Origin of the sequence: Nocardioides faecalis (assembly GCF_018388425.1) — a bacterium.
In the GTDB taxonomy this organism is placed as follows: Bacteria; Actinomycetota; Actinomycetes; order Propionibacteriales; family Nocardioidaceae; genus Nocardioides; species Nocardioides faecalis.
Genome location: NZ_CP074406.1, coordinates 3,205,371 through 3,228,971 on the forward strand (window position 1 = coordinate 3,205,371; position 23,601 = coordinate 3,228,971).

A 23,601-nucleotide genomic window follows, 5' to 3' on the forward strand; every position below is an offset into this window, starting at 1 on the left:
GGTTAGAAGGGCTCCAGGTCGTCGGTGCCGATGGTGTCTACGACGGGCGGGGCCGGCGGGACGGGCTGCTGTCGCTTGGTCAGCCGCACCTCGGAGTGGGCGCCGCAGCCGTGCTGGAGGGCGACGACCCGGCCGTCGTCGTTGGCGTCGCCGTTGGCGCACACGCCGAACATCTGCGACAGCGGCCCGGCCAGGCGGACCAGGAAGCCGCAGGAGTAGCACTGGTCGGGGGCGGACTTGGCGATGGCGGCATCGGGGCCGGCGTCGCCGTCGTACCAGCGCTCGGCGGCCAGGTCGCGGCCCTCGGGCGACAGCGTGCGGACCCGGCCGAGGCCGAGGTCCTTGGCGACGGCGCGGACCTGCGCCTTGTCCGGCTCGTCGACCTGCGGGTCGGTGTCGGCGTCGCCGAAGGAGTACGTCGGCACCAGGCGCGGGTCGTCGTCCTCGACCGGCAGCAGGTCGCCGGGCGACATGTCGCCGGGCTGGAGGCGGTCGCGGTAGGGCACCCACGGCGGCGCGACGATCGCGTCGTCACCGGGCAGCAGCACCACCTCGACGACGGTGACCTTCCGCTGCCGCGAGGCGCGGGTCAGGGTGACCGCCCAGTGCCAGCCCTGGTAGCCCTTGCGGCGGCACTCGAAGAGGTGGGTGACGACCCTCAGCCCGTCGACCTGGTGGCCGAGGTGGGCGCCGACGTCGCTGGCATCGATCTCGTCGAGCAGCGCGGCGCGCGCCACATCGACCGCGGCGGCGGTGACGGCGTCGGTCAGCTTGCGCTCCAGGATGGACACGGGCACAGCATCCACCATCACCGCGACCGGAGTCACGTCGGGGCGCTTCCGGGTGCAGGGTGAGTCGCGGACCCCCGGTTCGGGCCGGGCAGGCAAGATAGGCGCGTGACCGCGCCCGGACCGGACCCCCGCACGTCGGGCGGCTCGCGCGAGCAGGGCACGGGCCCGACGTACCCGCCTCCCCCGCCGGGCTCGACGGGCGTCGACCAGCCGCCCCCGGGCGGCCACCCGACCGGCCCCGGCAACCCCGGCGGCCCCGGCGCCCCTGAGCCCGCGGCCCGACGGGTGGGCCGCGGCCTGGGCACCAGCGCCCGGGCGACGGCACGCGGGCTGCGCGGCGCCGCACGGGTCACCGGCCGGGCGAGCCGCGCCTCCATCCGCCAGGCCCGCAAGGCCGCTGGCGCCCAAGGCGCCGAGCGGTCCGGGCTGAACCGGCTGATCGAGCTGCACTCGTGCAGCGCCGCCGGCGACGCCGCGGTGACGATCGCGCTGGCCGGCACCATCTTCTTCGCCGGCGCCACCAGCGGCGCACGAGAGCAGGTGGCGCTGTTCCTGGCGCTGACGATGCTGCCGTTCGCGATCGTGGCACCGCTGATCGGCCCGTTCCTGGACCGGTTCAGCCACGGTCGCCGATGGGCGATCGGGGCGACCTTCGCGATCCGGGGCTTCCTGTGCTGGGTGCTGGCGGGGGCCATCGCCACCGACTCGATCTGGTTCTACCCCGCCGCCCTGGGCGTCCTCGTCTCCTCCAAGGCGTACGGCGTGACCCGGGCGGCCGCGGTGCCGCGGCTGGTCCCGCAGGAGATCACCCTGGTCAAGGCCAACGGACGGGTCTCGCTCGCCGGCGTCGTCGGCGCCTCGGTCTCGGCGCCGCTGGCCGGCGCGGCGGCGTACTTCGGACCGGAGTGGACGCTGCGCTACGCCTTCGTCGTCTTCGCGCTCGGCACGATCGCGGCGATCCTGCTGCCGGCCAAGGTGGACTCGACCCAGGGCGAGGTCGAGGTCGGCGCGGACCCCTCGGGGCGCCGCCGTCCCACCGGCAACCCGCCGCGGGTTGCGTTCGCGCTGCGGGTGAACTGCGGTCCGCGGTTCCTGTCGGGCTTCTTGACCATGTACATGGCGTTCCTGCTGCAGGCCGAGCCGATCAAGGGGTGGGAGGACAAGACCACGCTGCTGATCGGTGTGGTCGTGGGCGCCGCCGGCCTGGGCAACACGATCGGCATCGTGCTGGCGTCCCTGGCCCGCAAGCTCAGTCCGTCGGTGACGGTGGTGGTGGCGTTGCTGGCCGACATCGCGATCGTGGTGGTCGCCGCGCTCTTCTACAGCCTGCTCGCACTCGCCGCGCTCGGGCTGACGGCCGGGCTGATGCAGTACCTGGCGAAGGTGTCGCTCGACTCGACCATCCAGACCGACGTGCCGACCCGCTCGCACGCCAGCGCCTTCGCCCGCGGCGACACGACCCTGCAGCTGGCCTGGGTGGTCGGCGGGTTCGTGGGCATCGCGATGCCCTGGATCCCGCAGCTCGGCCTCGGCCTCGCCGCGGCGGTCCTCGCCGGCTGGGCGGTGCTGGTGCTGGGCACCGGAAGGCCCGGTCAGGTGGCACGCAAGAAGCTCACCGCGGCCGCCGGCTGATCCGGCCGGGCAGGCTGACTCGACCGGGTCGACCGGATCGGGTCAGAGCTCGAGCTCGTCGGCCAGCGCCCGCAGCAGCTTGGCCACCGGCTGCGCCGTACGACGGTCCGGGTGACGGCCGTGCCGGTAGGCCTCGCCGACCCCGTCGAGCACCCGGATCAGGTCCTCCACGATCGGCACCATGTGCTCGGGCGACTTGCGGCGCGCCTGCTGCTGGTTGCGCGAGACCGAGGCGGGGGCGTCGATGAGCTTGACCTGCAGCGCCTGGTCGCCGCGGCGGCCCTGCGCGATGCCGAACTCCACCCGCGTGCCGGCCTTGAGCGTGGTGACCCCCTCGGGCAACGCGTCGGAGCGCACGTAGACGTCCGGCCCGTCGGGCTGGGAGAGGAAGCCGAAGCCCTTCTCCGCGTCGTACCACTTCACCTTGCCAGTCGGCACGGGCTCGACCTTCCTTGCTTGATCACCGTTCTCGCGAGCCCGGCGGACACGCGCGCTCATCGTAGTGGCTCAGACCACGCCGACGTTCAGTCGTCGCGCTCCACCCGCATCGTCCGGTCACCGAACCGCACCACGTCGCCGGGCAGCAGGGTGCTCGGCCGGCCCGGTGTGAGCTGCTTGGCGGCGTCGCCACGGGTGACGAACGAGCCGTTGGTGGAGCCGCGGTCCATCACCACCAGGGCGCCGTCGGGGGCGACCTGGAACTGGGCGTGCGTCTTGGACAGCGACATGTCGGCCGAGCGCAGCGGTACGACGTGGCGGACGGGTTCGCCGGGCCGAGCCTCCGGGCGGCGGCCGACCAGGGCGAGGCCCTCGACGACGAACACCTCGCCGGTGTCGAAGGTGACCCGCCAGCGCGGTGCCGCCGTGGCCTCGACGGCACCGGACGCAGCACCGGACGCCGCGGCACCGGACACCGCGGCACCGCCGCTGTGGGCGCCGCGCACCTGGGTCTGCTCGACCGGCATCCGGGGCGCCTGGCCGGGGCCGGCAGCACCGGCGCTGCCGGCCGCGGGGCTGGCCGGGATGGGCCGGGCGGGGGCCGCCGGGCGCGCGGCGGGACGGGCGGGCGGGGACGCAGGCATCGGCGCCGGGGCCCGCGGCGCGGGCGGGACCGCCGGCGGCGTCGGCGCCACCGGAGCAGCCGGGGTCGGCGGGGTCACCGGTTTCGGAGCGACGGGGGACGCGACCGGTGGCGGCGCGACGCCGGCGGCAGGCCTGGCGGCGGACGGCACGGGGACGGGCGGCACCGTGACCGGCGGGACGGCGGCGAGGGCCGGGGCGACGGAGGGGGCGGACCGGCCCGCGGACGTCGCCTCGACGGGCTCCGGCGCGGCCACCGGCACCAGACGCATCGCGGTCAGGTTGACGATCTGCTGCGGACGCTCGCCGGCCTCCTCCTCGACGACCGGCACCGGCCGGACGTCGACGACCACGGCCTCACCGAACCGGTCGTGCAGACCGCGGCGCTGGCGGCCGGGGTCCGCGGCGGCCGTCCAGGCGAGCGTGGCCAGCCCGAGCCCGACGGTGGGCAGCCCGGCGAGCCCGAGGACGCACCCGCGTCCCAGCGCCGCGAGCACCCCGATCGGGCGGCCGGTGGTGCGTCGTACGACGCGCAGGCCGACGAGCGCCTTGCCGGGGGTGAGCCCGGTGGTGCCGACGAGGACCGCGAGCAGGGCGCCCAGCAGGACCGTGGTGCCCGCGAACGTGAGCAGGGCGACCCACACCCGGTCGTCGAGCATGGCCCAGACCAGATACGCCACGCCCGCAGCGATCCCCCAGCCCAGGGCGCGGTCGACGAGGAACGCGGTGAAGCGCCGGTCGAGCTCGGCCGAGGGGAAGGTGACCGGGTCGGCAGGCGCCGCACCCGGCGAGGGGGTCGGGGACATGGCTGGCGGCATGGCTGGCTCCACAGGGCTCCGGCCGGTCAGGGCCGCAGGACCTGGATGGTGATCCCGTCGCCCAGGTTGATGATGGCGCCGGGGATCAGCTGGACGGCGATGCCCGGCTTGAGGTCCTCGGGGCCGAGGCCGGGCTGCACCAGCACGGTGCCGTTGGTGGAGCCCATGTCGGTGACCACGGCGCTGCCGTGGTCGGCACCCGTGCCGGGGCGGACCTCCACGTGGGTGGAGGAGATCTCGTGCAGCCGGCTCGGCACGGTGACCAGCAGCGGCTGCTCGGTGGAGGTGAACCGGCGTGCCTCGGGCGCCCGGCCGATCAGCACGGCACGGTCGACCACGATCGACTGCCCGTCGGAGATCATCAGCTTCGCGACCGGCGGCGTCACCGCCGGCGCGGGGGGCTGTCCGGGGATGCCGGGCGGCTCGGGCGGAGCCGGCTTCTCACCGGCGCCGGCGATCGTCAGGCCGTCGTGGTCGCCGGCCAGCGAGGACGGCGCCGGCGGCGCGCCCGGCGGCACGGTGCCGGCCGGCTCCCAGGAGCCCACCGGCAGCGGCGGCGGAGGTACGTCGGCGCCGGGGCGCGAGGGCGGAGACGGCGGAGACGGCGGAGACGGCGGGGACGGCGGGGAGGGCGGGAAGGGCGGCGGCGGGACCCAGCCGGGCGGGGTCACCTCGGTGGCCGCCCCCGGGTACGACGGCGGCGGCACCGCCGGCGTGTCCGGCTCGGCGAGCGGCGAGGGCCCGGCCGAGGGCGGGGGCGCGGTGTCCTCCTCGATCGGCGACGAGGCCGACCACGGCGTGGCCCAGCCCTCGGGGTCGGCCGCGGGCTCCGGCTGCCCGGCAGGCTCGTCGACGGACTCGACGAGGGGCTCGTCGATGATCTCCAGCACCTCGGTCGCGGCGTCGTCGGCGTCGGCGGGGTCGGTGCCCTCAGCCTCAGCGGACGCGAGCTCGGGCTCGACGGCGTCGACCTCGGCGGCGTCGACCTCGGCGGCGGGGCCGGGCAGCGGGTCGAGGAGCGGATCGAAGGGCGGGGTCCCCATCCCACCGACGATCGGGTCGGTGAGCGGGTCCTCGGCGACCGGCGCGGCCACGACACCCGCCGCCTCTGCGTCCGAGTCGTCCGGGGCGTCCGAGTCGTCCGGCGCCTGCGCCGCGGCAGGCACGTCGGTCGCCACGGCTCCCCCGACCGACGGCACACCGGCGGCGGACTCTTCCGAGTCTTCCGAGACCGTGGATCCGGCCGAGGCGGCCGGGGCGGGCAGCACCGCCGGATGGTCCACCCGACCCACGCGCACGAGGCCACCGATGATGGGCAGGTCGACGGCGCCGGTGCCGGTCTCGTCGGTGTCCGGCAAGGAGACGCTCAGCTGGTCGACGCGCTCCACCGTCCGCTCCACCCAGGTGTGGCTCGCGGATCCGTCGAGGGCCACGTCCTCGTCACCGACGCGCAGCCGCGCCTCGACGCCCCGGCCGCGCAGCAGGATCCGGGTCGGGCCGTCGTCGGTGCTGATCAGCACGAAGCCGGGGAGCCGGCTGAGGCCGGAGGCGAGCAGCCCGTCGAGGACCTCGTCGAAGCCGGCGCCGCCGTCGACCAACGACCACAGCGTGACGACCTGCTCCTTCTGCGACGCCGGCAGCAGCACCGTGGCCCGCTCGCCGAACACGGCGAACCACGCGCCGCTGCGGTAGGACCATGCGCCGGCGTCGCCGGCTGCGTTCTCCCTCATGGCAGCGCTCCCAACTTCTGCTCCAGACTCACCCGCTGCGCTTCGGAGTCGTACGAATCCGTGTGCGCCAATCCCACCACATCGACGACGACGGCAGTCGCGTTGTCACGTCCGCCCGCCTCCACCGCGGCCGCGACCACCTGCTCGGCCGCGTCGCGCGGGTCCTCGTGCCGGGCGAGCAGCGCGCGGATCTGCTCGTCGCTCAGCATCCCGCTGACCCCGTCGGAGCACAGCAGCAGCCGCTCGGCCGCGGCCAGCGGCAGCAGGAAGTAGTCGGCCTCGCCGCTGACCCCGCCGGGCAGGGAGGAGCCGCCGAGCGCGCGGGTGATCACGTTGCGGCTGGGGTGCACCGCAGCCGCCGCCTCGCTGATCTCGCCGGCGTCGAGCATCTCCTGCACCACGCTGTGGTCGACGCTGACCTGCTCCAGCACGCCGTCGGTGAACCGGTAGATGCGGGAGTCCCCCACGCTGGCGAGCAGCCACCGCGGCCCGTCGTCGGAGTCCACGAGCAACGCGACGACGGCGGTGGTGCCGGCGGAGAACGACGAGGAGGCGCCGTTGGCGCGCTGCTCAGCGTCGAACCGGCCGATCCGCTCCTGCACCTCGCGCAGCGTGGCGGCCACCGTGGCGGCGCCGACCTTGGCGTCGTACTCGGTGACGCAGAGCCGGGAGAACTCCTCCACCACGATCCGGCTGGCGACGTCGCCGGCGTCGTGGCCGCCCATCCCGTCCGCGACGACGAAGACCGGCGGAGCGCTCAGGTAGGCGTCCTCGTTGGCGGTGCGCACCCGGCCGATGTCGGTCGCGGCTCCGTGGTGCAGCTCGACCTGCCTGACGCCGCTCATGCGCCCGCGCCCCGGATCGGTAGGTTGACCGGCGTGGGAGGCGCAGTGGACGGACACCGGTCGTTGGCCGACCAGCTGCGGTCGTGGTCCGACGAACGCCTCCAGTTCCTGCTCGGGGCTCGTCCCGACCTTGCCACCCCTGCCCCTCACGACTTCAGTCAGCTGGCCTCGCGCGCCGGGGTGAGGAACTCGATCGCACGCGCTCTCGACGGCCTCACCCGGGGCGAGCTTTCGGTCCTTGATGCCCTCGTCGTCGCCGGTCAAACCACCTCCGACGAACTCGTCTCGATCGTGCACGCCGACCCGGACTTCACCCGTGCGGCGTTGGAGCGATTGGCGGACCTGGCGCTGGTCTGGTCCTCCCCGGAGGGGCTGCGCCCGCTCAGCGGTGTCGCGGATTGCCTGACCGGCCCCGAGGGTGGGGCCAGCGGCCTTCGCCCGCGGTCCGCGCAGCGCCGCGCGGTCGCCGAGGTGGCTCGGCTCGTCGAGACGCTGCCGCGCCCAGCGCGAGCGCTGCTGGAGCACGTCGTCGCGGAGGGCTCCACCGCCAAGACCGGCGCCACCCGGCTCGGGGTGCGCCCCGAGGACGCCGAGACGCCGGCCGAGCTGCTGGTGGCGCACCGGCTGCTGATGCCCGGCGGCTCCCTGCTGCCCGGGCTGTTCGTGGTGCCCGGCGAGGTCGGCCTCGCGCTGCGCGGCGGGCGGACCACGACGGAGCGGATCGACGTGCCGCCGCGGATCGCGAGCGAGGAGCGCAGCGAGCGGATGGCCACCGGCGCCGCGGTGGGCGCCGCCACCGAGGCGGTACGACGTACCGAGACCCTGCTCGAGTGGTGGGGCCACCGGCCCGCGGCCGCGCTGCGCACCACCGGCCTGGGGGTGCGCGAGCTGCGGGCGGCCGCCGCGCACCTGCAGCTCGCCGAGACCGAGGTCGCGCTGCTCGTGGAGGTCGCCGCCGAGGCGGGGCTGCTCGGCAGCCGGGCCGACGCCGACGGCAACCCGGTGTGGGTGCCGACGAGCGGCTTCGACACGTGGCGCGAGCTGCCCCCCGCGCAGCAGTGGTCCACGCTGGCCGGCGCCTGGCTGCGCAGCACCCGGGTGCCGTCGTTGGTCGGCTCGCGCGGGGCGGACGGCAAGACGTGGAACGCGCTGAGCCCGGAGCTGAGCGCGCCCGGCATGCCCGAGGCGAAGGCGATGGTGCTCGACGCCCTCGCCTCGCTGCCGCCCGGGCACGGGCTGGCGAGCGGCACCGGGCTGCCCAGCCTGGTGGCGCACCTGACCTGGCTGCGCCCGCGGCGCCCGCGCACCCGGCCCGACCTGTTGGCGTGGGCGGTCGCCGAGGCCGCGGCGCTGGGGGTGAGCGGGGTGGACGTGCTGGCGCCGTACGGCCGGGCGCTGGCGGCGGGTGAGGACCCGGTGCCGGTGCTGGCCGCGTTGCTGCCGCCGCCGGTGGACCACGTCTTGATCCAGGCCGACCTGACCGCCGTCGCGCCGGGGCCGCTGGAGCCCGGGCTGGCCCGCCAGCTGCACCAGGTCGCCGACGTGGAGTCCCACGGTGCGGCGACCGTCTTCCGGTTCACCCCGGACTCGGTACGCCGCGCCTTCGACGCGGGCTGGACCGCAGCCGAGCTGCACGCCTTCCTGCTCGCCTCCTCCCGCACGCCGGTGCCGCAGCCGCTGAGCTACCTCGTCGACGACGTGGCCCGCAGCTTCGGCCGGCTGCGGGTGGGCGTCGCCTCGGCGTTCATCCGCTCCGAGGACGCCTCGGCCCTGACCGAGCTGCTGGGACACCCCCGGGCCGCCGGTCTGGGCCTGCAGCTGCTGGCGCCGACCGTGCTGGTGGCGACGGTCCCCATCGACGTGCTGCTGCCCCGGCTGCGCGACCTCGGCTTGGCGCCCGTGCTGGAGGGCCCCGACGGCGTGGTGCGGGTGGGCGCGGCCGAGCCGCTGCGCGCCCGGGCGCCCCGCACCCGCGACTCCGCCGACCCCGCCCGGGCCGCGGCCCGCACCGCGGCGCAGGTGGTCTCCGCGGTGCACGCGCTGCGTGAGGGTGACGCGGAGGCACAGCAGCGGCCGGCGTCGGCGAGCGCAGCGGGCGGTGGCGTGCTGTCCGCGCTGCGCGACGCCATCGAGCGGCGCGGTGACGTGCTCATCGGCTTCACCGACCACCAGGGCGTGCTGCACGAGCGCGCCGTACGACCGCTGGTGGTCGAGGGCGGCCGACTGACCGCCTGGGACCGCGACGCCGCCGAGGACGACCCGGACGCCCGCCGCAGCTATGCGGTGCACCGGATCAGCCGGGTGGTCCCGCTCGGCGACTGAGCCGAGCCCGGCCGGGCGGGCCGGCTCGCCCGCGCCAGGTTCCGACGGCTCCGCCCGTAGACTCGTGCGGTGAGCGAGGGACCTTTGATCGTGCAGTCCGACAAGTCGCTGCTGCTCGAGGTGGACCACCCCCAAGCCGGTGAGTGCCGCAAGGCCATCGCCCCGTTCGCCGAGCTGGAGCGCTCACCGGAGCACATCCACACCTACCGGCTCACGCCGCTAGGGCTGTGGAACGCCCGGGCCGCCGGGCACGACGCCGAGCAGGTCGTGGACACCCTCCTCGCCTACTCCCGCTACCCGGTGCCGCACGCGCTGCTGGTCGACGTCGCCGAGACCATGGCGCGCTACGGCCGGCTGCGGCTGGAGAAGCACCCCACCCACGGCCTGGTGCTGTCCTCCACCGACCGCCCGGTGCTGGAGGAGGTGCTGCGCGCCAAGAAGATCTCCGGCATGCTCGGCGCCCGCGTCGACGAGGACACCGTCGTGGTGCACCCCTCCGAGCGCGGCAACCTGAAGCAGGCGCTGCTCAAGCTGGGCTGGCCCGCGGAGGACTACGCCGGGTACGTCGACGGCGAGGCGCACGCGATCGAGCTGGCGACCGACGGCTGGGTGCTGCGCGACTACCAGCGGGAGGCGGCCGAGTCGTTCTGGCACGGCGGCTCCGGGGTCGTGGTGCTGCCGTGCGGGGCGGGCAAGACCATCGTCGGCGCCGCCGCGATGGCGCACGCCCAGGCCACCACGCTGATCCTGGTCACCAACACCGTCAGCGCCCGGCAGTGGAAGGACGAGCTGGTCCGGCGTACCTCGCTGACCGAGGACGAGATCGGGGAGTACTCCGGCACCGTCAAGGAGATCCGCCCCGTCACCATCGCGACGTATCAGGTGATCACGACCAAGCGGAAGGGCGTCTACCCGCACCTGGAGCTCTTCGACGCCCGCGACTGGGGCCTCATCGTCTACGACGAGGTGCACCTGCTGCCGGCGCCGATCTTCCGGATGACCGCCGACCTGCAGGCGCGGCGCCGGATCGGCCTGACCGCGACCCTGGTCCGCGAGGACGGCCGCGAGGGCGACGTGTTCTCCCTGATCGGCCCCAAGCGGTACGACGCCCCGTGGAAGGACATCGAGGCGCAGGGCTGGATCGCGCCCGCGGACTGCATCGAGGTCCGGGTCTCGCTGCCGGAGACCTCGCGGATGGTCTACGCCACCGCGGAGTCCGAGGAGCGCTACCGCCTCGCCGCCTGCACCCCGGAGAAGACCCGGGTGGTGCGCGACCTGGTGGCGCGCCACCCCGACCAGCCGACGCTGGTCATCGGGCAGTACCTGGAGCAGCTCGACGAGCTCGCCGAGGCCCTCGACGCGCCGGTGATCACCGGGCAGACGCCGGTCAAGGAGCGCCAGCGGCTCTTCGACGCCTTCCGGTCCGGGGAGGTGGGGCTGCTGGTGGTCTCCAAGGTCGCCAACTTCTCCATCGACCTGCCCTCGGCGGAGGTCGCGATCCAGGTCTCCGGCTCCTTCGGCTCCCGCCAGGAGGAGGCCCAGCGGCTCGGACGGCTGCTGCGACCGGGCGAGCCCGGGCCGGACGGGGAGCGCAAGGTGGCGCACTTCTACACGATCGTCGCCCGCGACACCGTGGACGCAGAGTTCGCCCAGAACCGGCAGCGCTTCCTCGCCGAGCAGGGGTACGCCTACCGGATCGTCGACGCCGAGGACATCACCGCCTGAGCGCGCCGGGGCGCGGTGATCCATCCGGCCGACGGTCGGCACTGGACGGGTTCTGTGAGGTTGCCGCGGAGACAGGACGGTTGTCCGTGGATTCGGTTAGCCTCGCTCTCAGGCGAGGGGAACGGGGCCTGACACCACAACTGATCGGGGAGCGTCGTGAGCCAGCCGGAGTCCCACGGCGTGCCACCCTCCGCGCACACCCCCGCCTACGAGACCGCCGACCTCACCACCTGTGACACCGAGCCGATCCACATCCCCGGGGCGATCCAGCCGCACGGCTGCCTGCTCGCCGTGGACCGGAGCAGCGGCGTCGTGGTGACCGCGTCGGAGAACCTGGGCGCGATGCTCGGCGTCAGCGCACCCGACGCCCTGGGCCTCGACCTGCCGGCGCTGCTCGGCGCCGACCTCGCCACCCGCGCCGAGACGCACGCGCTGGCCGACCGGCACGAGCCGCTCACCGCCGTCCTGCCCGTGTCGGCCGCCGACCCCGACGGCGTCGGCGGGCTGCGCGGTCGCGAGGTCGACGTCGCGGTGCACACCTCCGGCGACCGGATCGTGGTCGAGCTGGAGCCGCTCGCCGAGCGCGAGGGCCTGACCTACTCCTCCGCGCGCGCCGCGATGGCCCGTCTCGTCGCCGCGGGCACGGTCGCCGAGCTGGCCGACCAGCTGGCCCAGGAGGTGCGGCTGGTGTCCGGCTTCGACCGGGTCATGGTCTACCGCTTCGACGCGGACTGGAACGGCGAGGTCATCGCCGAGGACCGCCGTGAGGACCTCAACCCGTTCCTCGGGCTGCACTACCCGGCCACGGACATCCCGGCGCAGGCACGGCGGCTCTACACCACCAATTGGCTGCGGCTGATCGCCGACATCGGCTACGTGCCGGTGCCGCTGCACCCGGTGCTCGACCCGACCACCGGTCGGCCGCTGGACCTGTCCGCCTCGACGCTGCGCAGCGTCTCCCCCATCCACATCGAGTACCTCTCGCACATGGGCGTCAGCGCGTCCATGTCCGTCTCGCTGGTCGTGGACGGCAAGCTGTGGGGCCTCATCGCCTGCCACCACTACTCCGGCCCGCACCGTCCCGGTCACGAGGCTCGCGCCGCCGCGGAGTACCTGGGCCAGATCTCCTCGCAGATGATGGCCGAGCGGGAGCGCAACGACGAGCGCGAGCGTGCGCTGGCCGGCCAGGAGGTGCTGGCCAAGGTGACCGCCGCGCTTCTCGGCGCCGGAGACCGGCTGCTCGACGTACTCGTCGAGGAGCCCGCGGTGCGCGAGCTGGTGGGCGCGCACGGCATCGCGCTGTGCTTCAACGACCGGCTGACCTCCGGCGGCAGGGTCCCGCCGGAGGACGTGTGCCGGCGGGTGGCCAAGCTGCTGCGCCGCATCGACGGCGAGGCCGCCTCCCACGACAACCTCGCCGGCCTGGACCCCGACCTGGCCGAGCACTCCCACGTCGCCGCCGGCGCCCTGGTCGTGGGCACCGCGGAGGACCGCTGGCTCGCCTGGTTCCGACCGGAGCAGGAGCAGGAGGTCAACTGGGGCGGCGATCCCAGCAACGCCAAGCTCTACTCAACCGAGGGCCCCGAGATCCGGCTCTCGCCGCGCAAGTCCTTCGACAAGTGGCGCGAGGTCGTCCGCGGGCACTCCCTGCCGTGGTCCAACGCCGACCTGGGCCTCGCGAACTCGCTGCGCACCCAGTCCTCGACCCTGCTGCTGCACCGCGCCCGGGAGCAGATCGTGGTCGCGGAGTCGTTGCAGCGCAGCATCGTCACCGACCTCGTCACCGACCACCGCGGTCTCGAGGTGGCGGCCACCTACCTGCCGGCCAGCGAGTACCAGCTCGGCGGCGACTGGTGGGACACCCTCGACCTGCCCGACGACCGGGTCGCGTTCGTGATCGGCGACGTCGCCGGGCACGGTGTCGCCGCGGTGGCCGCCATGACGCAGGTCCGCACCGCGCTGCGCGCCCACCTCTTCGCCGGCACCCCGGCCGCCGAGAGCCTCGACCTGCTGGACCGGATGATGGCCCGGCTGATGGGCGACCAGGTCGCCTCCGCCATCGTCGCCGTCATCGACCCCGTCGGCGGCACGCTGGAGCTGGTCAACGCCGGCCACCCGCCCCCGGTCCTGTACGGCGACGGGCCGGCGAGGGTGCTGCGGACCGCCCACCGCCCGCTGCTCGGCGTGGGCACCGGCGGCGCGGAGGCGTCGGTCAGCGACCTCCCCGTGGGCGCGACACTGCTGCTGTTCACCGACGGGCTGATCGAGCGGCGCGGCCGTGACCTGGCCGAGAGCATCGAGGAGCTGCGGCTCTCCGGTGAGCCGGGCCCGGAGCCCGGGCAGACCGAACCGTGGTCGACGGCGCTGGTCGACGCCGTACCGGGCGACCGGGACGACGACACCACCGTGCTCGCCATCCGCCGCATGCCGCGCTGAGTCGATTCGGCGAGAGCGCCGATCGCCTCCTCCCCGCTCAGGACTCCGCGGTCTCCGCGAACTGCTCGTGGTTGCGGATCACCTCGGCGATGATCACGTTCAGGATCTTCTCCGCGAAGTGCGGGTCGAGCCCGGAGCTCTCCGAGAGCGACCGCAGCCGCTCGATCTGGACCGCCTCACGGGCGGGGTCGGCCGGCGGCATGCCGGCGCGCGCCTTGAGCTTGCCGACCTGCTCGGTGCACTTGAACCGCTCGGCGAGCAGGTGCACGAGGGCCGCGTCGAGGTTGTCGATGCTGCTGCGCAGCCGGAGGAGCTCGGCCCGGGCGTCTTCTGCACTCACGTCGCCCATCCTGCCGTACCCGTGGGCCCGGGCCGGTCCTGCCCCGGCTCGGTCCGCTCCGCTTCCCAAGCGAATTCGTCGAGAATCCTCGAAATCTCGACGAATTCTCTTGGGAAGCGGAGCGTCGTAGCAGGTCGGAAACCAGGTGTGCCACCGGTTTCGGGGTACCTAGCCTCCTCCCCGCCGGCCACCGCAGGGGTGGCGGTACGAGCAGAGAGGCCAGGACGCAGGAGACCACCATGGAGACCATCACCCCGAAGCTGCTGAGCTGGGCTTCGATCCTCGACCAGGGCACCCGCGAGCAGGCGGTGACGACGGCGTCGATGCCGTTCATCCACCCGCACGTGGCACTGATGCCCGACGCCCACCTCGGGCTGGGAGCGACGGTGGGCTCGGTCATCCCGACCCTCGGCGCGATCATCCCGGCCGCGGTCGGCGTCGACATCGGCTGCGGCATGATCGCGGTCCGCACCCAGCTCGTCGCCGACGAGCTGCCCCGCGACCGGCGCCCGCTGCGTGAGGCCATCGAGCGGGCCGTCCCGCTCTCGGCAGGCGCCGCGAACCGCACGGTCAGCCGGGAGCACACCCAGCGCAGGCTCGACGAGCTGACCCGCGAGGCGCAGGAGGCCGGCTTCGACCCCGGTCGCTACGCGAAGCGCTGGGAGCTGCAGCTGGGCACGCTGGGGTCGGGCAACCACTTCATCGAGGTCACCGTGGACGAGGCCCAGCGGGTCTGGCTGTTCCTGCACTCCGGCTCGCGCGGCGTGGGCAACAAGATCGCCCAGCACCACATCGCCGTCGCCCGGCGCGGCTGCGAGGCCCGCGGGGTCGACCTGCCGCACCGCGACCTGGCGTACCTGAGCGAGGGCACTGACGAGTTCGACGCCTACATCACCCAGATGCGCTGGGCGCAGCACTACGCGCTGCTCAACCGCGAGGAGATGATGGACCGGGTGGTGCGGCAGTTCGCCGAGTGGGTCGCAGGCGCACCCGGCTCCACGGTGGCCGGCGTCGCCGACGTCCAGCGGACCGAGGAGATCAACTGCCACCACAACTACACCGAGCCCGAGCACCACTACGGCCGCGACGTGTGGCTCTCCCGCAAGGGCGCGATCAACGCCGAGCACGGCCGGATGGGCCTCATCCCGGGGTCGATGGGCACGGCGTCGTACGTCGTACGGGGGCTCGGCGACGCCGCGTCGCTGCGCTCCGCACCGCACGGCGCCGGCCGGGAGTACTCCCGCACCCGGGCGCGCAGGACGTTCACCCGCGAGCAGCTGCGCGAGGCGATGGTGGGCATCGAGTACCGCGACACCGACGCGTTCATCGACGAGATCCCGGCGGCCTACAAGGACATCGACCGAGTGATGGCCGACGCCGCCGACCTGGTCGAGGTGGTGCACACGCTGCGCCAGATCGTGAACGTCAAGGGTGACTGAACCCCGGCCCGTGCCCCCGTGCCCCCCGGGGGCACGGGCCGGGGAGCCGGACCGGGGCCGTGACAGAGTCGGTGGCGTCGGTTTCAATGTGCGCCATGGAGGACGACCATCCCGACCCCACCCGCCCCGACCCCACCCGCTCCGAACCCACCGGGCCCAGCCTGCCCTGGCCGCTGACGGGAGCCGACGCCCTGCGCGAGGAGCTGCTCGCCGCCTACGGTGAGCCGTCCCGCGGGCACCACGGCGTCGGCCACCTGGCCGAGGTGATCGCCCGGCTCGACGAGCTGGCCGCCGCCGGGACGTCGTACGACCGGACCAGCGTGCTGCTCGCGGCGTGGTTCCACGACGCCGTGTACGACGGCGAACGCGACGCCGAGGAGCGCTCCGCCGTCTGGGCCGAGGTGGCGCTGGGCCAGCTCGCCGCGACCGGCGGGCTCGACGCCGCCACCGTGACCGAGGTGGCGCGGCTGGTGCGGCTGACCGAGCACCACCAGCCCGAGGAGTCGGACGCCAACGGCTGCGCGCTCTCGGACGCCGACCTGGCGATCCTGGCGGCACCCCCGGCCCGGTACGCGGCGTACGTGGCTGCGGTGCGCACGGAGTACGCCCACCTCGACGACGAGGTGTTCGCCGAGGGCCGGGCCGCCGTGCTGCGCGGTCTGGCCGCCAAGCCGCGGCTGTTCCAGACCGCCTACGGGGCCTCGGCCTGGGAGGCGCCGGCGCGCGCCAACCTGACGCGGGAGCTGGCCGAGCTCGCCGCGGCGGGCAACCCCGCCTGCTGACCCCCACCCCCGGCGACCAGCGACCAGCGACCGGCGAGCGGCGAGCGGCGGGCGTTGGGGGCGACTTGACGATCCGACGCACAATGGGCGCGTGGACGACAGCGTGATCTACGCGGCCCGAGCACAGGTGCTTGCCGACCTTCAGGCCCGCGGCCTGTGCACGCCGGATTCCGTGACCCTGCTCGAGGAGGCCTGTTCCGAGCGCCGGTGGTGGCTGCAGCAGTGGCCCGACGGGGCGCCGTACATTGCCGGGCTGATCGCCCAGGACGTGCAGGACGGGTTGGCGGACAAGTTCGGGCGCAGCGCGCCCGAGGGACTGTGGCCGGTGTGCGTCACGTGCACCAGCGGGCCTGTGCACACGCTGCACATCGACCCCGACCTGGGCGGGCCGGACCCGCGCTGGGTGTGCGAGGAGTCCGGCACCCCCGTCGCCCGCCTCGGCGAGCTGTCCCACGCCTGAGCCCCTCCTTGGGCGCCGCCGAGTAGCGACGCACCGACGCCGCGCATCGAACGCCTGTTCGACCACCGAGGTATTCTCGGGGCATGACCCTCGACTTCCAGTCCACCCTGTTCGACGGTCTGGATGCCGAGGCTCCGGCGCCGGCGATGACGGCACCCATCCGGCGCCGCGAGCTGAGCTCGGGTGCCTGGGTGGACGTGGCGCGGGGGTGGCTGCCGGAGCCGGACGCGGTGATGGCCGCGCTCATCGAGCACGTGCCGTGGCGCGCGGAGCGGCGTGCGATGTACGACAAGGTGGTCGCGGTGCCGCGGCTGATCTACACGTACATGATCGGCGAGGAGCTGCCGCACCCGGCGCTGGCCGCCGCCCGGGACACGCTCAGCGCGCACTACGCCGAGGAACTCGGCGAGCCGTTCCGGACCGCAGGCTGCTGCTACTACCGCGACGGCCGCGACTCCGTGGCCTGGCACGGGGACACCATCGGGCGCGGCTCGAGCCACGACACGATGGTCGCCATCGTGTCCGTGGGCGACCCCCGCAGGCTCCACCTGCGTCCGCGCGACGTGGAGCGGCGCGAGGAGTCCTTCGCCGTGGAGATGGGCCACGGTGACCTGGTCGTGATGGGCGGCTCCTGCCAGCGGACCTGGGAGCACGCCGTGCCCAAGGTCGCGGCGGCCGGACCGCGGCTCTCGGTGCAGTTCCGCCCGTTCAACGTGTTCTGAAGCCCCGGCCCAGGCTTCCGCCCAGGCCCCGGCTCAGGCTCCCGGCTCCGACCGCGCCTCGACCTCCGCCATCGAGCGCAGGATGCAGAACTCGTTGCCCTCCGGGTCGGCGAGCACCACCCAGCCGGTGCCGGGCCCGCCGATGCCGCGGTGGTCGGCGACCTCCTGGGCGCCGAGGGCCAGCAGCCGGACCAGCTCCTCCTGCTGGGAGCCCTGGCGCGGCCGGAGGTCGAAGTGCAGCCGGTTCTTGACCGACTTCGCGTCGGGCACCTCGAGGAACAGCACCTCGTGCCCGGTCTCCGGGTCGGCGATCGCGCACTCGGGGTGCCCGGGCAGGTTCGGTTCGTCGGGCAGGTCGGTGTAGCCGAGCACCGGCTTCCACCACTCGGAGAGCTCGTAGGCGTTGGCGCAGTCGACCGTGGTGTGGGAGATGTACGACGTCATCGGACCACCCTCGCCCCGCACGCTGCCGCGGGACAAGCCTCAACCGGCCTCACCGCCGCCGACGACTCAGTCGGTGCCGTGGGCGGCGATGAACGCCAGGATCCGCTCGGCGAGCTCGGGGCGGCACACGACGAGGTCGGGCAGGTAGACGTCGGCCTGGTTGTAGACCAGCTCGCTGCCGTCCACCCGGGAGGTGAACAGCCCGGCGGCCCGGGCGACCGCGACGGGGGCGGCGGAGTCCCACTCGTACTGCCCGCCGGCGTGCACGTAGGCGTCGGCGAGGTCGCGCACGACCGACATCATCTTCACCCCGGCCGAGCCCATCGGGACCAGCTCGGCGCCCAGCTCGGCGGCCAGCGCCTGCACGAACGCCGGCGGTCGGGTGCGGGAGACCGCGATCCGCGGCGGCTGTCCCGGCCGGTGCGCGTCCGAGCCGAGGCCGGGCACGACGGGCGGGGTGCCGGTGCTGAAGGTCTCCCCCAGCGCGGGCTGCGCGACGGCGCCGGCGACCAGGGCGCCGTCCTGCCACAGCGCGACGTGGACGGCCCAGTCGTCGCGGGGAGGCTCGGAGAACTCCCGGGTCCCATCCAGCGGGTCGATGATCCAGACCCGCTCCGCGCGCAGCCGAGCGTCCTTGTCGGCGGCGTTCTCCAGGGCCTCCTCGCTGAGCACGGCGTCCTCGGGCCGGTACGTCGCGAGCAGCTCGGTGAGCAGGACGTGGGCGGCGCGGTCGCCGGCGTCCTTGAGCGCCTTGCCCTCCAGGCCCTCGCTGCGGACCTCGAGGAGGCGCCGGCCGGCGGCCTCGGCGAGCCAGGCGGCGAGGCGGTGGTCGTCGGCGACGACGTCGGCGGCGGGTGCGTCAGGAGCGGTGGTCACCGGCTCACCCTAGTGCGGTGCGCAGTGGCGCCCGGCCGCGGCTCGAGGGCCGGAGCGCCGCGGGCGCGGGTCAGGAGTTGTAGCGGCTCTGGGTGGTGGCCAGGCCGTCGGCGACGAGCGACTCCACCGCGTCGGCGGCGGTGTCGATCTGGAACGGCAGCTCCTTGCGCTCGGTCGTGGAGTAGTTCGACAGCACGAAGTCGGCGACGTCCTGGCGCCCGGGCGGGCGCCCGATGCCGGCGCGGACCCGGTAGAAGTCGCCGGTGCCGAGCGAGGAGCGCATCGACTTCAGCCCGTTGTGGCCGTTGTCGCCGCCGCCGAGCTTGATCCGCAGGGTGCCGAAGTCGATGTCCAGCTCGTCGTGGATGGCGATCACCCGCTCGGGTGGCACCTTGTAGAAGGTGGCCAGCGCCTTGACCGGCCCGCCGGACTCGTTCATGTAGGAGCGCGCCTTGGCCAGCACCACCCGCGGCGCGGGGGCTCCGGGCGGCCCCAGGCGCCCCTCGACCACGTCGGCGCGGCCGGTCTTGTGTGCCCGGAAGCCGCTGCCCATGCGCCGCGCCAGCTCGTCGACGACCAGGTAGCCGATGTTGTGCCGGTGCCCGGCGTACGACGGTCCGGGGTTGCCGAGCCCGACGACCAGCCACACCTCGGCGGCACCCTGCTCGGCCACGTCTTGCTCCTCGGTCTCGTCGTACGTGCGGGTGGAACGGGTGGAGATGCCAGAACTCCCCGGTGCGAGAGCTCGCACCGGGGAGATCAGCCGGCCCAGGAACCACCTGAGCCGAGGGACGTTCACTCGCCTTCGGTGTCCTCGGCCGGCGCGTCCTTCTCGATGCCGGCCTCGGCCTCGGCGGACTCGAGCTCGGCCTCGGCGGCCTCGGCGGTCTGCCGGGCGGTCACGTTGACGATCAGCGTGTCGGGCTCGGTGACCAGCGTGGTGCCCTGCGGCAGCTCGACCTGGCTGGCGAGGATCTGGGTACCGGCCTCGGCCCCCTCGATGCTGACCTCGAACGACTCGGGGATGTGGGTGGCCTCGGCCTCGACCTGCAGCGTGGTGTTCTCGGTGACGACCAGGGTCTCCGCGGCGGCCTCGCCCACGATGAGGACGGGGACGTCGACGGTGACCTTCTCGCCGCGCACGACGGTGACGAGGTCGACGTGCTCGAGCACGCGGCGGACGGGGTCGACCTGGACCTGCTTGGTCAGCGCGAGGTGGATCTCGCCGTCCAGGTCGATCTCGAGCAGCGCGTTGGCGCCACCGTGGCGGATCGCCATCATGGTCTCGTGGCCCGGCAGGGTCAGGTGCAGCGGGTCCGCGCCGTGGCCGTAGACGACCGCGGGGATCTTGTTCTCGCGGCGGATGCGGCGGGCGGCGCCCTTGCCGAACTCGCTGCGGAGCTCGGCCTTGATCTTCTCGGTGCTCATGTCGATCTCCTCGATCGTCTGGGTTTGGGACGGGACCCCGGAGAGGAGGAGCGCCGCGCTTCTCTCACCCGGTGACCGAGCGGGCGCGCGGCGTCGCCATGAGGACGAAACCGGCCCAGTCGATCACGGAGTCACAGAAGCGCCGTACTCCCTCGCCGAGGCAACCGCGCAAGACTAACCGCGCTCCCGCCCACGAGAAAATCGTCGCCGGGCCCGAGCGGCGGCCCGGGACATCGCCGGGCTGAGGCCGTCGCCGGGCTGAGGCCGTCGTGCCCGGCCGCGGCGATCGTGTCGCGGATCCGCTGCTCGGCGTAGCGGGAGCCGATGAACATCCCGAGCGCCGGGTGCACCGCACCTCCCCTCCGAGCCAGGCGACCGACCGTTGACGAACCGGCCAGGAAGACGGACGATCTCGGTCAGGAGGCCTGACCGAGTTCCCGTCGCACCGCGTCGACGACAAGAGGACGACAAGGGAGGGACCATGGACTCCACCACCCTCTGGGCGCACGTCCACGCGGAGCGGGCCGCGCTCGCCGCGCTGCTGCACGACCTCGACGAGGCGGCGTGGTCGCACGAGACGCTGTGCCCCGGCTGGACCGTGCACGACGTGGCGACCCACGTCATCGCCACCCCGCAGACGGGCTGGCGGGAGATGGGCGCGATGGCCGCACGCAACCTGGGGCGGAGCTATCACGCGATGATCTTCCGCGAGGTGAAGCGGCTGGCGGCCACGAGGACGCACGAGCAGGTCCTCGCGGACTTCGCCACCTACGCCACCAGCACCCACCACGTGCCCGTCACCACGTCGGTGGAGCCGCTGATCGATGCGCTCGTGCACCACCAGGACATCGTCCGCCCGCTCGGGCGCACCCGCACGATGGCACCGGACGCCGCGGCCGTCGCCGCGGAGCGGGTACGGCGGCTCGCGCCGCTCATGGGCACCAGCCGGTTGCTGCGCAGCATCCGGCTGGTCGCCAGCGACGTCGACTGGACCCGCGGGCGCGGACCGGACGTGCGCGGACCGGTCCAGGAGCTGCTCATGCTGGCGTCGGGACGACGCCCGGACCTCACCCTGCTCGAGGGCGACGGCCTAGCGCTGCTCCCCCGCTGACGCCTCACCGCGTCGCGGGCTCGCGTGGGTGGCTCAGGCCTGGCCCTCGAACATGCTGGTGACCGAGCCGTCCTCGAAGACCTCGCGGATGGCGCGGGCGACCAGCGGCGCGATCGACAGCGTGGTGAGCTTGTCGAACTGCTTCTCCGGCGGCACGGGCAGCGTGTTGGTGATGACGATCTCGACCGCGGGGCTGTTCTTCAGCCGGTCCACGGCGGGACCGGAGAGGATCGCGTGGGTGGCGGCGATGATCACGCCGGCCGCACCCTCGGCGACGAGCGCCTCGGCGGCCTTCACGATCGTGCCGCCGGTGTCGATCATGTCGTCGGTCAGCACGCAGATGCGGCCCGCGACGTCACCGACGACGCGGTTGGCGACGACCTCGTTGGCCACGTCGGTGCGCCGCGTCTTGTGGATGAACGCCAGCGGAGCGCCACCGAGGCGGGCGGACCACTTCTCGGCGACCTTGATCCGGCCGGCGTCCGGGGAGACGATCGCGAGCGGCTGGTCGCCGTACTTGTTCTTGATGTAGTCGGTGAGGACCGGCAGCGCCATCAGGTGGTCGACGGGGCCGTCGAAGAAGCCCTGCAGCTGGTCGGCGTGCAGGTCCACGGTGATGATCCGGTCGGCGCCGGCGGTCTTGAACAGGTCCGCCATCAGCCGCGCGGAGATCGGCTCGCGGCCGCGGTGCTTCTTGTCCTGGCGGCTGTAGCCCCAGAACGGCATCACCACGGTGATCCGCTTGGCGGAGGCACGCTTGAGCGCGTCCACCATGATCAGGTGCTCCATGATCCACTCGTTGATCGGAGTGGTGTGGCTCTGCAGCACGAACGCGTCGCAGCCGCGCACGGACTCCTGGTACCGCACGTAGATCTCGCCGTTGGCGAACTCGTAGGCGGTGGTGGGGACCAGCTGCTGGTCGAGGATCTGGGCCACCTCGTCCGCCAGCTGGGGGTGGGCTCGTCCCGTGAAGACCATCATGTTCTTCTCGGTCGTGCGCTTGAAGCCGCTCACTAGCGTGTCTCCCCTGGATCGCCTGAGGTGGTGGGCCTGATTCTGCCCTTCGCCCAGGGGCCGCCCCAACTCCGCACCTGTTTTGCAAGGGTTTGCGTGATCGTCGCCACGCGCGGCGTCCGGGGCCCCGGTCGGGCTACTCCGGCGAGGTCGCCCTCGGCCCCTCGCCGGCGGCCTCGGCAGCCTCGGCGGCCTCGGCGGCCTGGGCCTGGGCCGTGCCGGGACGACGCGCCTGCGCCCAGCCGGTCAGGTTGCGCTGCGGCCCGCCGCTCACCGCGAGCGCGCCGGGCGGCACGTCGCGTCGTACGACGGTGCCACCGCCGGTGCTCGCGCCGTCGCCGATCGTGACGGGGGCGACGAAGGTGTTGTTGGAGCCGGTGCGGGCGTGCCGGCCGACCGTGGTGCGGTGCTTGGCGATGCCGTCGTAGTTGGCGAAGATCGTGCCGGCGCCGATGTTGGTGCCCTCGCCGATCTCGGCGTCGCCGACGTAGGACAGGTGCGGCACCTTCGCGCCCTCGCCGATGCGGGCGTTCTTGGTCTCCACGAACGTGCCGATCTTGCCGGCCTCCTCCAGCACCGTGCCCGGGCGCAGGTAGGCGAAGGGGCCGACGTGGGCCTCCGCGCCGATCACCGCCAGCTGGGCATGGGTGCGCACCACCGTGGCGCCCACGCCGACCTCGCAGTCGGTCAGGGTGGTGTCCGGGCCGATGGTCGCGTCCTCGCCGACCACGGTGGCACCGAGCAGCTGGGTGCCCGGCAGGAGCGTCACGTCCCGGGAGAGCACGGCGTCGGCGTCGATCCAGGTGGTCGCCGGATCGACGACGCTCACCCCGGCCTCCATCCACCGGGTGACGATGCGGCGGTTGAGCTCGCGACCCAGCTCGGCGAGCTGCACCCGGTCGTTGGCACCCTCGGTCTGCAGCGCGTCGGCGACGGCGTGCGCGGCGACGGTCAGCCCGTCGGCGTGGGCCAGGCCGACGGCGTCGGTGAGGTAGTACTCCCCCTTCGCGTTGTCGTTGCCGATCCGCCCGGCGCAGTCGAGGAGGAAGCCGGCGTCGAAGGCGAGGATCCCGGAGTTGATCTCGGTGATCTCGCGCTGCTCGGGCGTGGCGTCCTTCTCCTCCACGATGCCGGCGACCAGACCCTCCGCGTCGCGCACGATCCGGCCGTAGCCGAAGGGGTCCTCGACGACGCCGGACAGGATGCTGACCGCGGCCTGGGCGGCGCGGTGGGCCTGGGCGAACTCGCGCAGCGTCGAGCCCTCGAGCAGGGGCGTGTCGCCGTAGGCGACGAGAACGGTTCCCTCGCGCGGCACGTCGCCGAGCGCCTCCAGCGCGACCCGTACGGCGTGCCCGGTGCCGAGCTGCTCCTCCTGCACGGCGAGCACCGCATCGGGGCGCAGCTGCGTGATGTGCGGCGCGACCAGCTCGCGCTGGTGGCCGACCACGGTGACCACGCGCTGCGGGTCGAGGCTGGCGACCGCGGTCAGCACGTGGCCGATCATGCTGCGCCCGCCGATGCGGTGCAGCACCTTGGGTGTCTTGGACTTCATCCGGGTGCCGCCGCCGGCAGCGAGGACGATGACGGTCAACTGGTCGCTCACGCA

Annotated in this window: 21 protein-coding genes; 9 read left to right on the top strand and 12 right to left on the bottom strand. The window is 73.9% G+C overall.

The window, feature by feature from the left end; all coding sequences use genetic code 11:
* Positions 1–2: 2 nt before the first annotated feature.
* Positions 3–791, bottom strand: coding sequence for a DUF3027 domain-containing protein (locus KG111_RS15070; protein WP_249666157.1), 789 nt, complete (start codon positions 789–791; stop codon positions 3–5).
* A gap of 105 nt (positions 792–896) precedes the next feature.
* Here KG111_RS15070 and KG111_RS15075 point away from each other — a divergent pair, with 105 nt between their 5' ends.
* Entirely contained in the window at positions 897–2,423 is a 1,527-nt protein-coding gene (locus tag KG111_RS15075) for an MFS transporter (protein ID WP_249666158.1), read from the top strand.
* Positions 2,424–2,465: 42 nt separating this feature from the next.
* Here KG111_RS15075 and KG111_RS15080 read toward each other — a convergent pair whose 3' ends face one another.
* The 4 genes from KG111_RS15080 to KG111_RS15095 all read right to left on the bottom strand — a co-directional run bounded on the left by KG111_RS15080 (position 2,466) and on the right by KG111_RS15095 (position 6,896).
* Positions 2,466–2,861 (bottom strand): cold-shock protein, encoded by a 396-nt coding sequence (locus KG111_RS15080; protein WP_205293120.1) that lies wholly within the window; start codon positions 2,859–2,861, stop codon positions 2,466–2,468.
* Between the two features lie 86 nt (positions 2,862–2,947).
* A complete protein-coding gene (locus KG111_RS15085) occupies positions 2,948–4,309 on the bottom strand; it encodes an RDD family protein (RefSeq protein WP_213450000.1) in 1,362 nt (453 codons plus the stop codon).
* Positions 4,310–4,347: 38 nt separating this feature from the next.
* Entirely contained in the window at positions 4,348–6,051 is a 1,704-nt protein-coding gene (locus KG111_RS15090; protein ID WP_205289604.1) for an FHA domain-containing protein, read from the bottom strand.
* Positions 6,048–6,896, bottom strand: a complete 849-nt coding sequence (locus tag KG111_RS15095; RefSeq protein WP_205289605.1) for a PP2C family protein-serine/threonine phosphatase — start codon at positions 6,894–6,896, stop codon at positions 6,048–6,050. Before KG111_RS15095 ends, KG111_RS15090 begins: the two co-directional genes overlap by 4 nt.
* A 180-nt stretch (positions 6,897–7,076) precedes the next feature.
* Between KG111_RS15095 and KG111_RS15100 the strand changes: the two genes are divergently transcribed.
* The 3 genes from KG111_RS15100 (at position 7,077) to KG111_RS15110 (ending at position 13,379) form a co-directional block, all read left to right on the top strand.
* Entirely contained in the window at positions 7,077–9,218 is a 2,142-nt protein-coding gene (locus KG111_RS15100) for a helicase-associated domain-containing protein (protein ID WP_249666159.1), read from the top strand.
* 69 nt (positions 9,219–9,287) lie between these two features.
* Complete coding sequence (locus KG111_RS15105; RefSeq protein ID WP_205289606.1) at positions 9,288–10,943, top strand: DNA repair helicase XPB; 1,656 nt, start codon at positions 9,288–9,290, stop codon at positions 10,941–10,943.
* 156 nt (positions 10,944–11,099) lie between these two features.
* Entirely contained in the window at positions 11,100–13,379 is a 2,280-nt protein-coding gene (locus KG111_RS15110) for a SpoIIE family protein phosphatase (protein WP_205289607.1), read from the top strand.
* Between the two features lie 37 nt (positions 13,380–13,416).
* On the opposite strand, the gene KG111_RS15115 is transcribed toward KG111_RS15110, so the two are convergent.
* On the bottom strand, positions 13,417–13,719 hold the full coding sequence (locus KG111_RS15115; RefSeq protein WP_372440109.1) for a chorismate mutase: 303 nt from the start codon (positions 13,717–13,719) through the stop codon (positions 13,417–13,419).
* 239 nt (positions 13,720–13,958) lie between these two features.
* Here KG111_RS15115 and KG111_RS15120 point away from each other — a divergent pair, with 239 nt between their 5' ends.
* The 4 genes from KG111_RS15120 to KG111_RS15135 all read left to right on the top strand — a co-directional run bounded on the left by KG111_RS15120 (position 13,959) and on the right by KG111_RS15135 (position 17,122).
* Positions 13,959–15,158, top strand: a complete 1,200-nt coding sequence (locus KG111_RS15120; RefSeq protein WP_205289609.1) for an RtcB family protein — start codon at positions 13,959–13,961, stop codon at positions 15,156–15,158.
* 95 nt (positions 15,159–15,253) lie between these two features.
* The gene (locus KG111_RS15125) at positions 15,254–15,940 is read left to right on the top strand and encodes an HD domain-containing protein (RefSeq protein WP_240195196.1); all 687 of its coding nucleotides are present in this window, start codon (positions 15,254–15,256) and stop codon (positions 15,938–15,940) included.
* 91 nt (positions 15,941–16,031) lie between these two features.
* Positions 16,032–16,400 carry a DUF8819 family protein gene (locus KG111_RS15130; RefSeq protein WP_205289610.1) on the top strand — a complete coding sequence of 123 codons (369 nt, stop codon included), beginning with the start codon at positions 16,032–16,034 and terminating at the stop codon, positions 16,398–16,400.
* An 83-nt stretch (positions 16,401–16,483) separates the two neighbouring features.
* The gene (locus KG111_RS15135) at positions 16,484–17,122 is read left to right on the top strand and encodes an alpha-ketoglutarate-dependent dioxygenase AlkB (RefSeq protein ID WP_205289611.1); all 639 of its coding nucleotides are present in this window, start codon (positions 16,484–16,486) and stop codon (positions 17,120–17,122) included.
* Between the two features lie 33 nt (positions 17,123–17,155).
* On the opposite strand, the gene KG111_RS15140 is transcribed toward KG111_RS15135, so the two are convergent.
* The 4 genes from KG111_RS15140 to KG111_RS15155 form a co-directional block, all read right to left on the bottom strand.
* Complete coding sequence (locus tag KG111_RS15140) at positions 17,156–17,566, bottom strand: VOC family protein (protein WP_205289612.1); 411 nt, start codon at positions 17,564–17,566, stop codon at positions 17,156–17,158.
* A gap of 66 nt (positions 17,567–17,632) precedes the next feature.
* Complete coding sequence (locus tag KG111_RS15145) at positions 17,633–18,442, bottom strand: 3'(2'),5'-bisphosphate nucleotidase CysQ (RefSeq protein ID WP_205289613.1); 810 nt, start codon at positions 18,440–18,442, stop codon at positions 17,633–17,635.
* A gap of 70 nt (positions 18,443–18,512) precedes the next feature.
* Positions 18,513–19,115 carry an aminoacyl-tRNA hydrolase gene (gene pth / locus KG111_RS15150; RefSeq protein ID WP_205289614.1) on the bottom strand — a complete coding sequence of 201 codons (603 nt, stop codon included), beginning with the start codon at positions 19,113–19,115 and terminating at the stop codon, positions 18,513–18,515.
* Between the two features lie 122 nt (positions 19,116–19,237).
* Positions 19,238–19,870, bottom strand: a complete 633-nt coding sequence (locus KG111_RS15155; protein ID WP_205289615.1) for a 50S ribosomal protein L25/general stress protein Ctc — start codon at positions 19,868–19,870, stop codon at positions 19,238–19,240.
* A 481-nt stretch (positions 19,871–20,351) separates the two neighbouring features.
* Between KG111_RS15155 and KG111_RS15160 the strand changes: the two genes are divergently transcribed.
* The gene (locus KG111_RS15160) at positions 20,352–20,981 is read left to right on the top strand and encodes a maleylpyruvate isomerase family mycothiol-dependent enzyme (protein WP_205289616.1); all 630 of its coding nucleotides are present in this window, start codon (positions 20,352–20,354) and stop codon (positions 20,979–20,981) included.
* A gap of 33 nt (positions 20,982–21,014) precedes the next feature.
* Here the strand turns inward: KG111_RS15160 and KG111_RS15165 are convergent, their stop codons facing one another.
* Both KG111_RS15165 and glmU read right to left on the bottom strand, forming a co-directional pair.
* Positions 21,015–21,995: a ribose-phosphate diphosphokinase gene (locus tag KG111_RS15165; RefSeq protein ID WP_205289617.1), complete on the bottom strand. Its 981-nt coding sequence runs from the start codon at positions 21,993–21,995 to the stop codon at positions 21,015–21,017.
* Between the two features lie 136 nt (positions 21,996–22,131).
* Complete coding sequence (gene glmU, locus KG111_RS15170) at positions 22,132–23,598, bottom strand: bifunctional UDP-N-acetylglucosamine diphosphorylase/glucosamine-1-phosphate N-acetyltransferase GlmU (protein ID WP_205289618.1); 1,467 nt, start codon at positions 23,596–23,598, stop codon at positions 22,132–22,134.
* Positions 23,599–23,601 lie beyond the last annotated feature (3 nt).

Excerpts from the sequence above, each read along its gene's own strand:
- KG111_RS15095 (WP_205289605.1), bottom strand. The coding sequence starts at position 6,896 with ATGAGCGGCGTCAGGCAGGTCGAGCTGCACCACGGAGCCGCGACCGAC.
- KG111_RS15135 (WP_205289611.1), top strand. The coding sequence starts at position 16,484 with ATGACCCTCGACTTCCAGTCCACCCTGTTCGACGGTCTGGATGCCGAG.
- KG111_RS15120 (WP_205289609.1), top strand. The coding sequence starts at position 13,959 with ATGGAGACCATCACCCCGAAGCTGCTGAGCTGGGCTTCGATCCTCGAC.
- KG111_RS15140 (WP_205289612.1), bottom strand. The coding sequence starts at position 17,566 with ATGACGTCGTACATCTCCCACACCACGGTCGACTGCGCCAACGCCTAC.
- KG111_RS15085 (WP_213450000.1), bottom strand. The coding sequence starts at position 4,309 with ATGTCCCCGACCCCCTCGCCGGGTGCGGCGCCTGCCGACCCGGTCACC.
- KG111_RS15125 (WP_240195196.1), top strand. The coding sequence starts at position 15,254 with ATGGAGGACGACCATCCCGACCCCACCCGCCCCGACCCCACCCGCTCC.
- KG111_RS15155 (WP_205289615.1), bottom strand. The coding sequence starts at position 19,870 with ATGAGCACCGAGAAGATCAAGGCCGAGCTCCGCAGCGAGTTCGGCAAG.
- KG111_RS15090 (WP_205289604.1), bottom strand. The coding sequence starts at position 6,051 with ATGAGGGAGAACGCAGCCGGCGACGCCGGCGCATGGTCCTACCGCAGC.
- KG111_RS15160 (WP_205289616.1), top strand. The coding sequence starts at position 20,352 with ATGGACTCCACCACCCTCTGGGCGCACGTCCACGCGGAGCGGGCCGCG.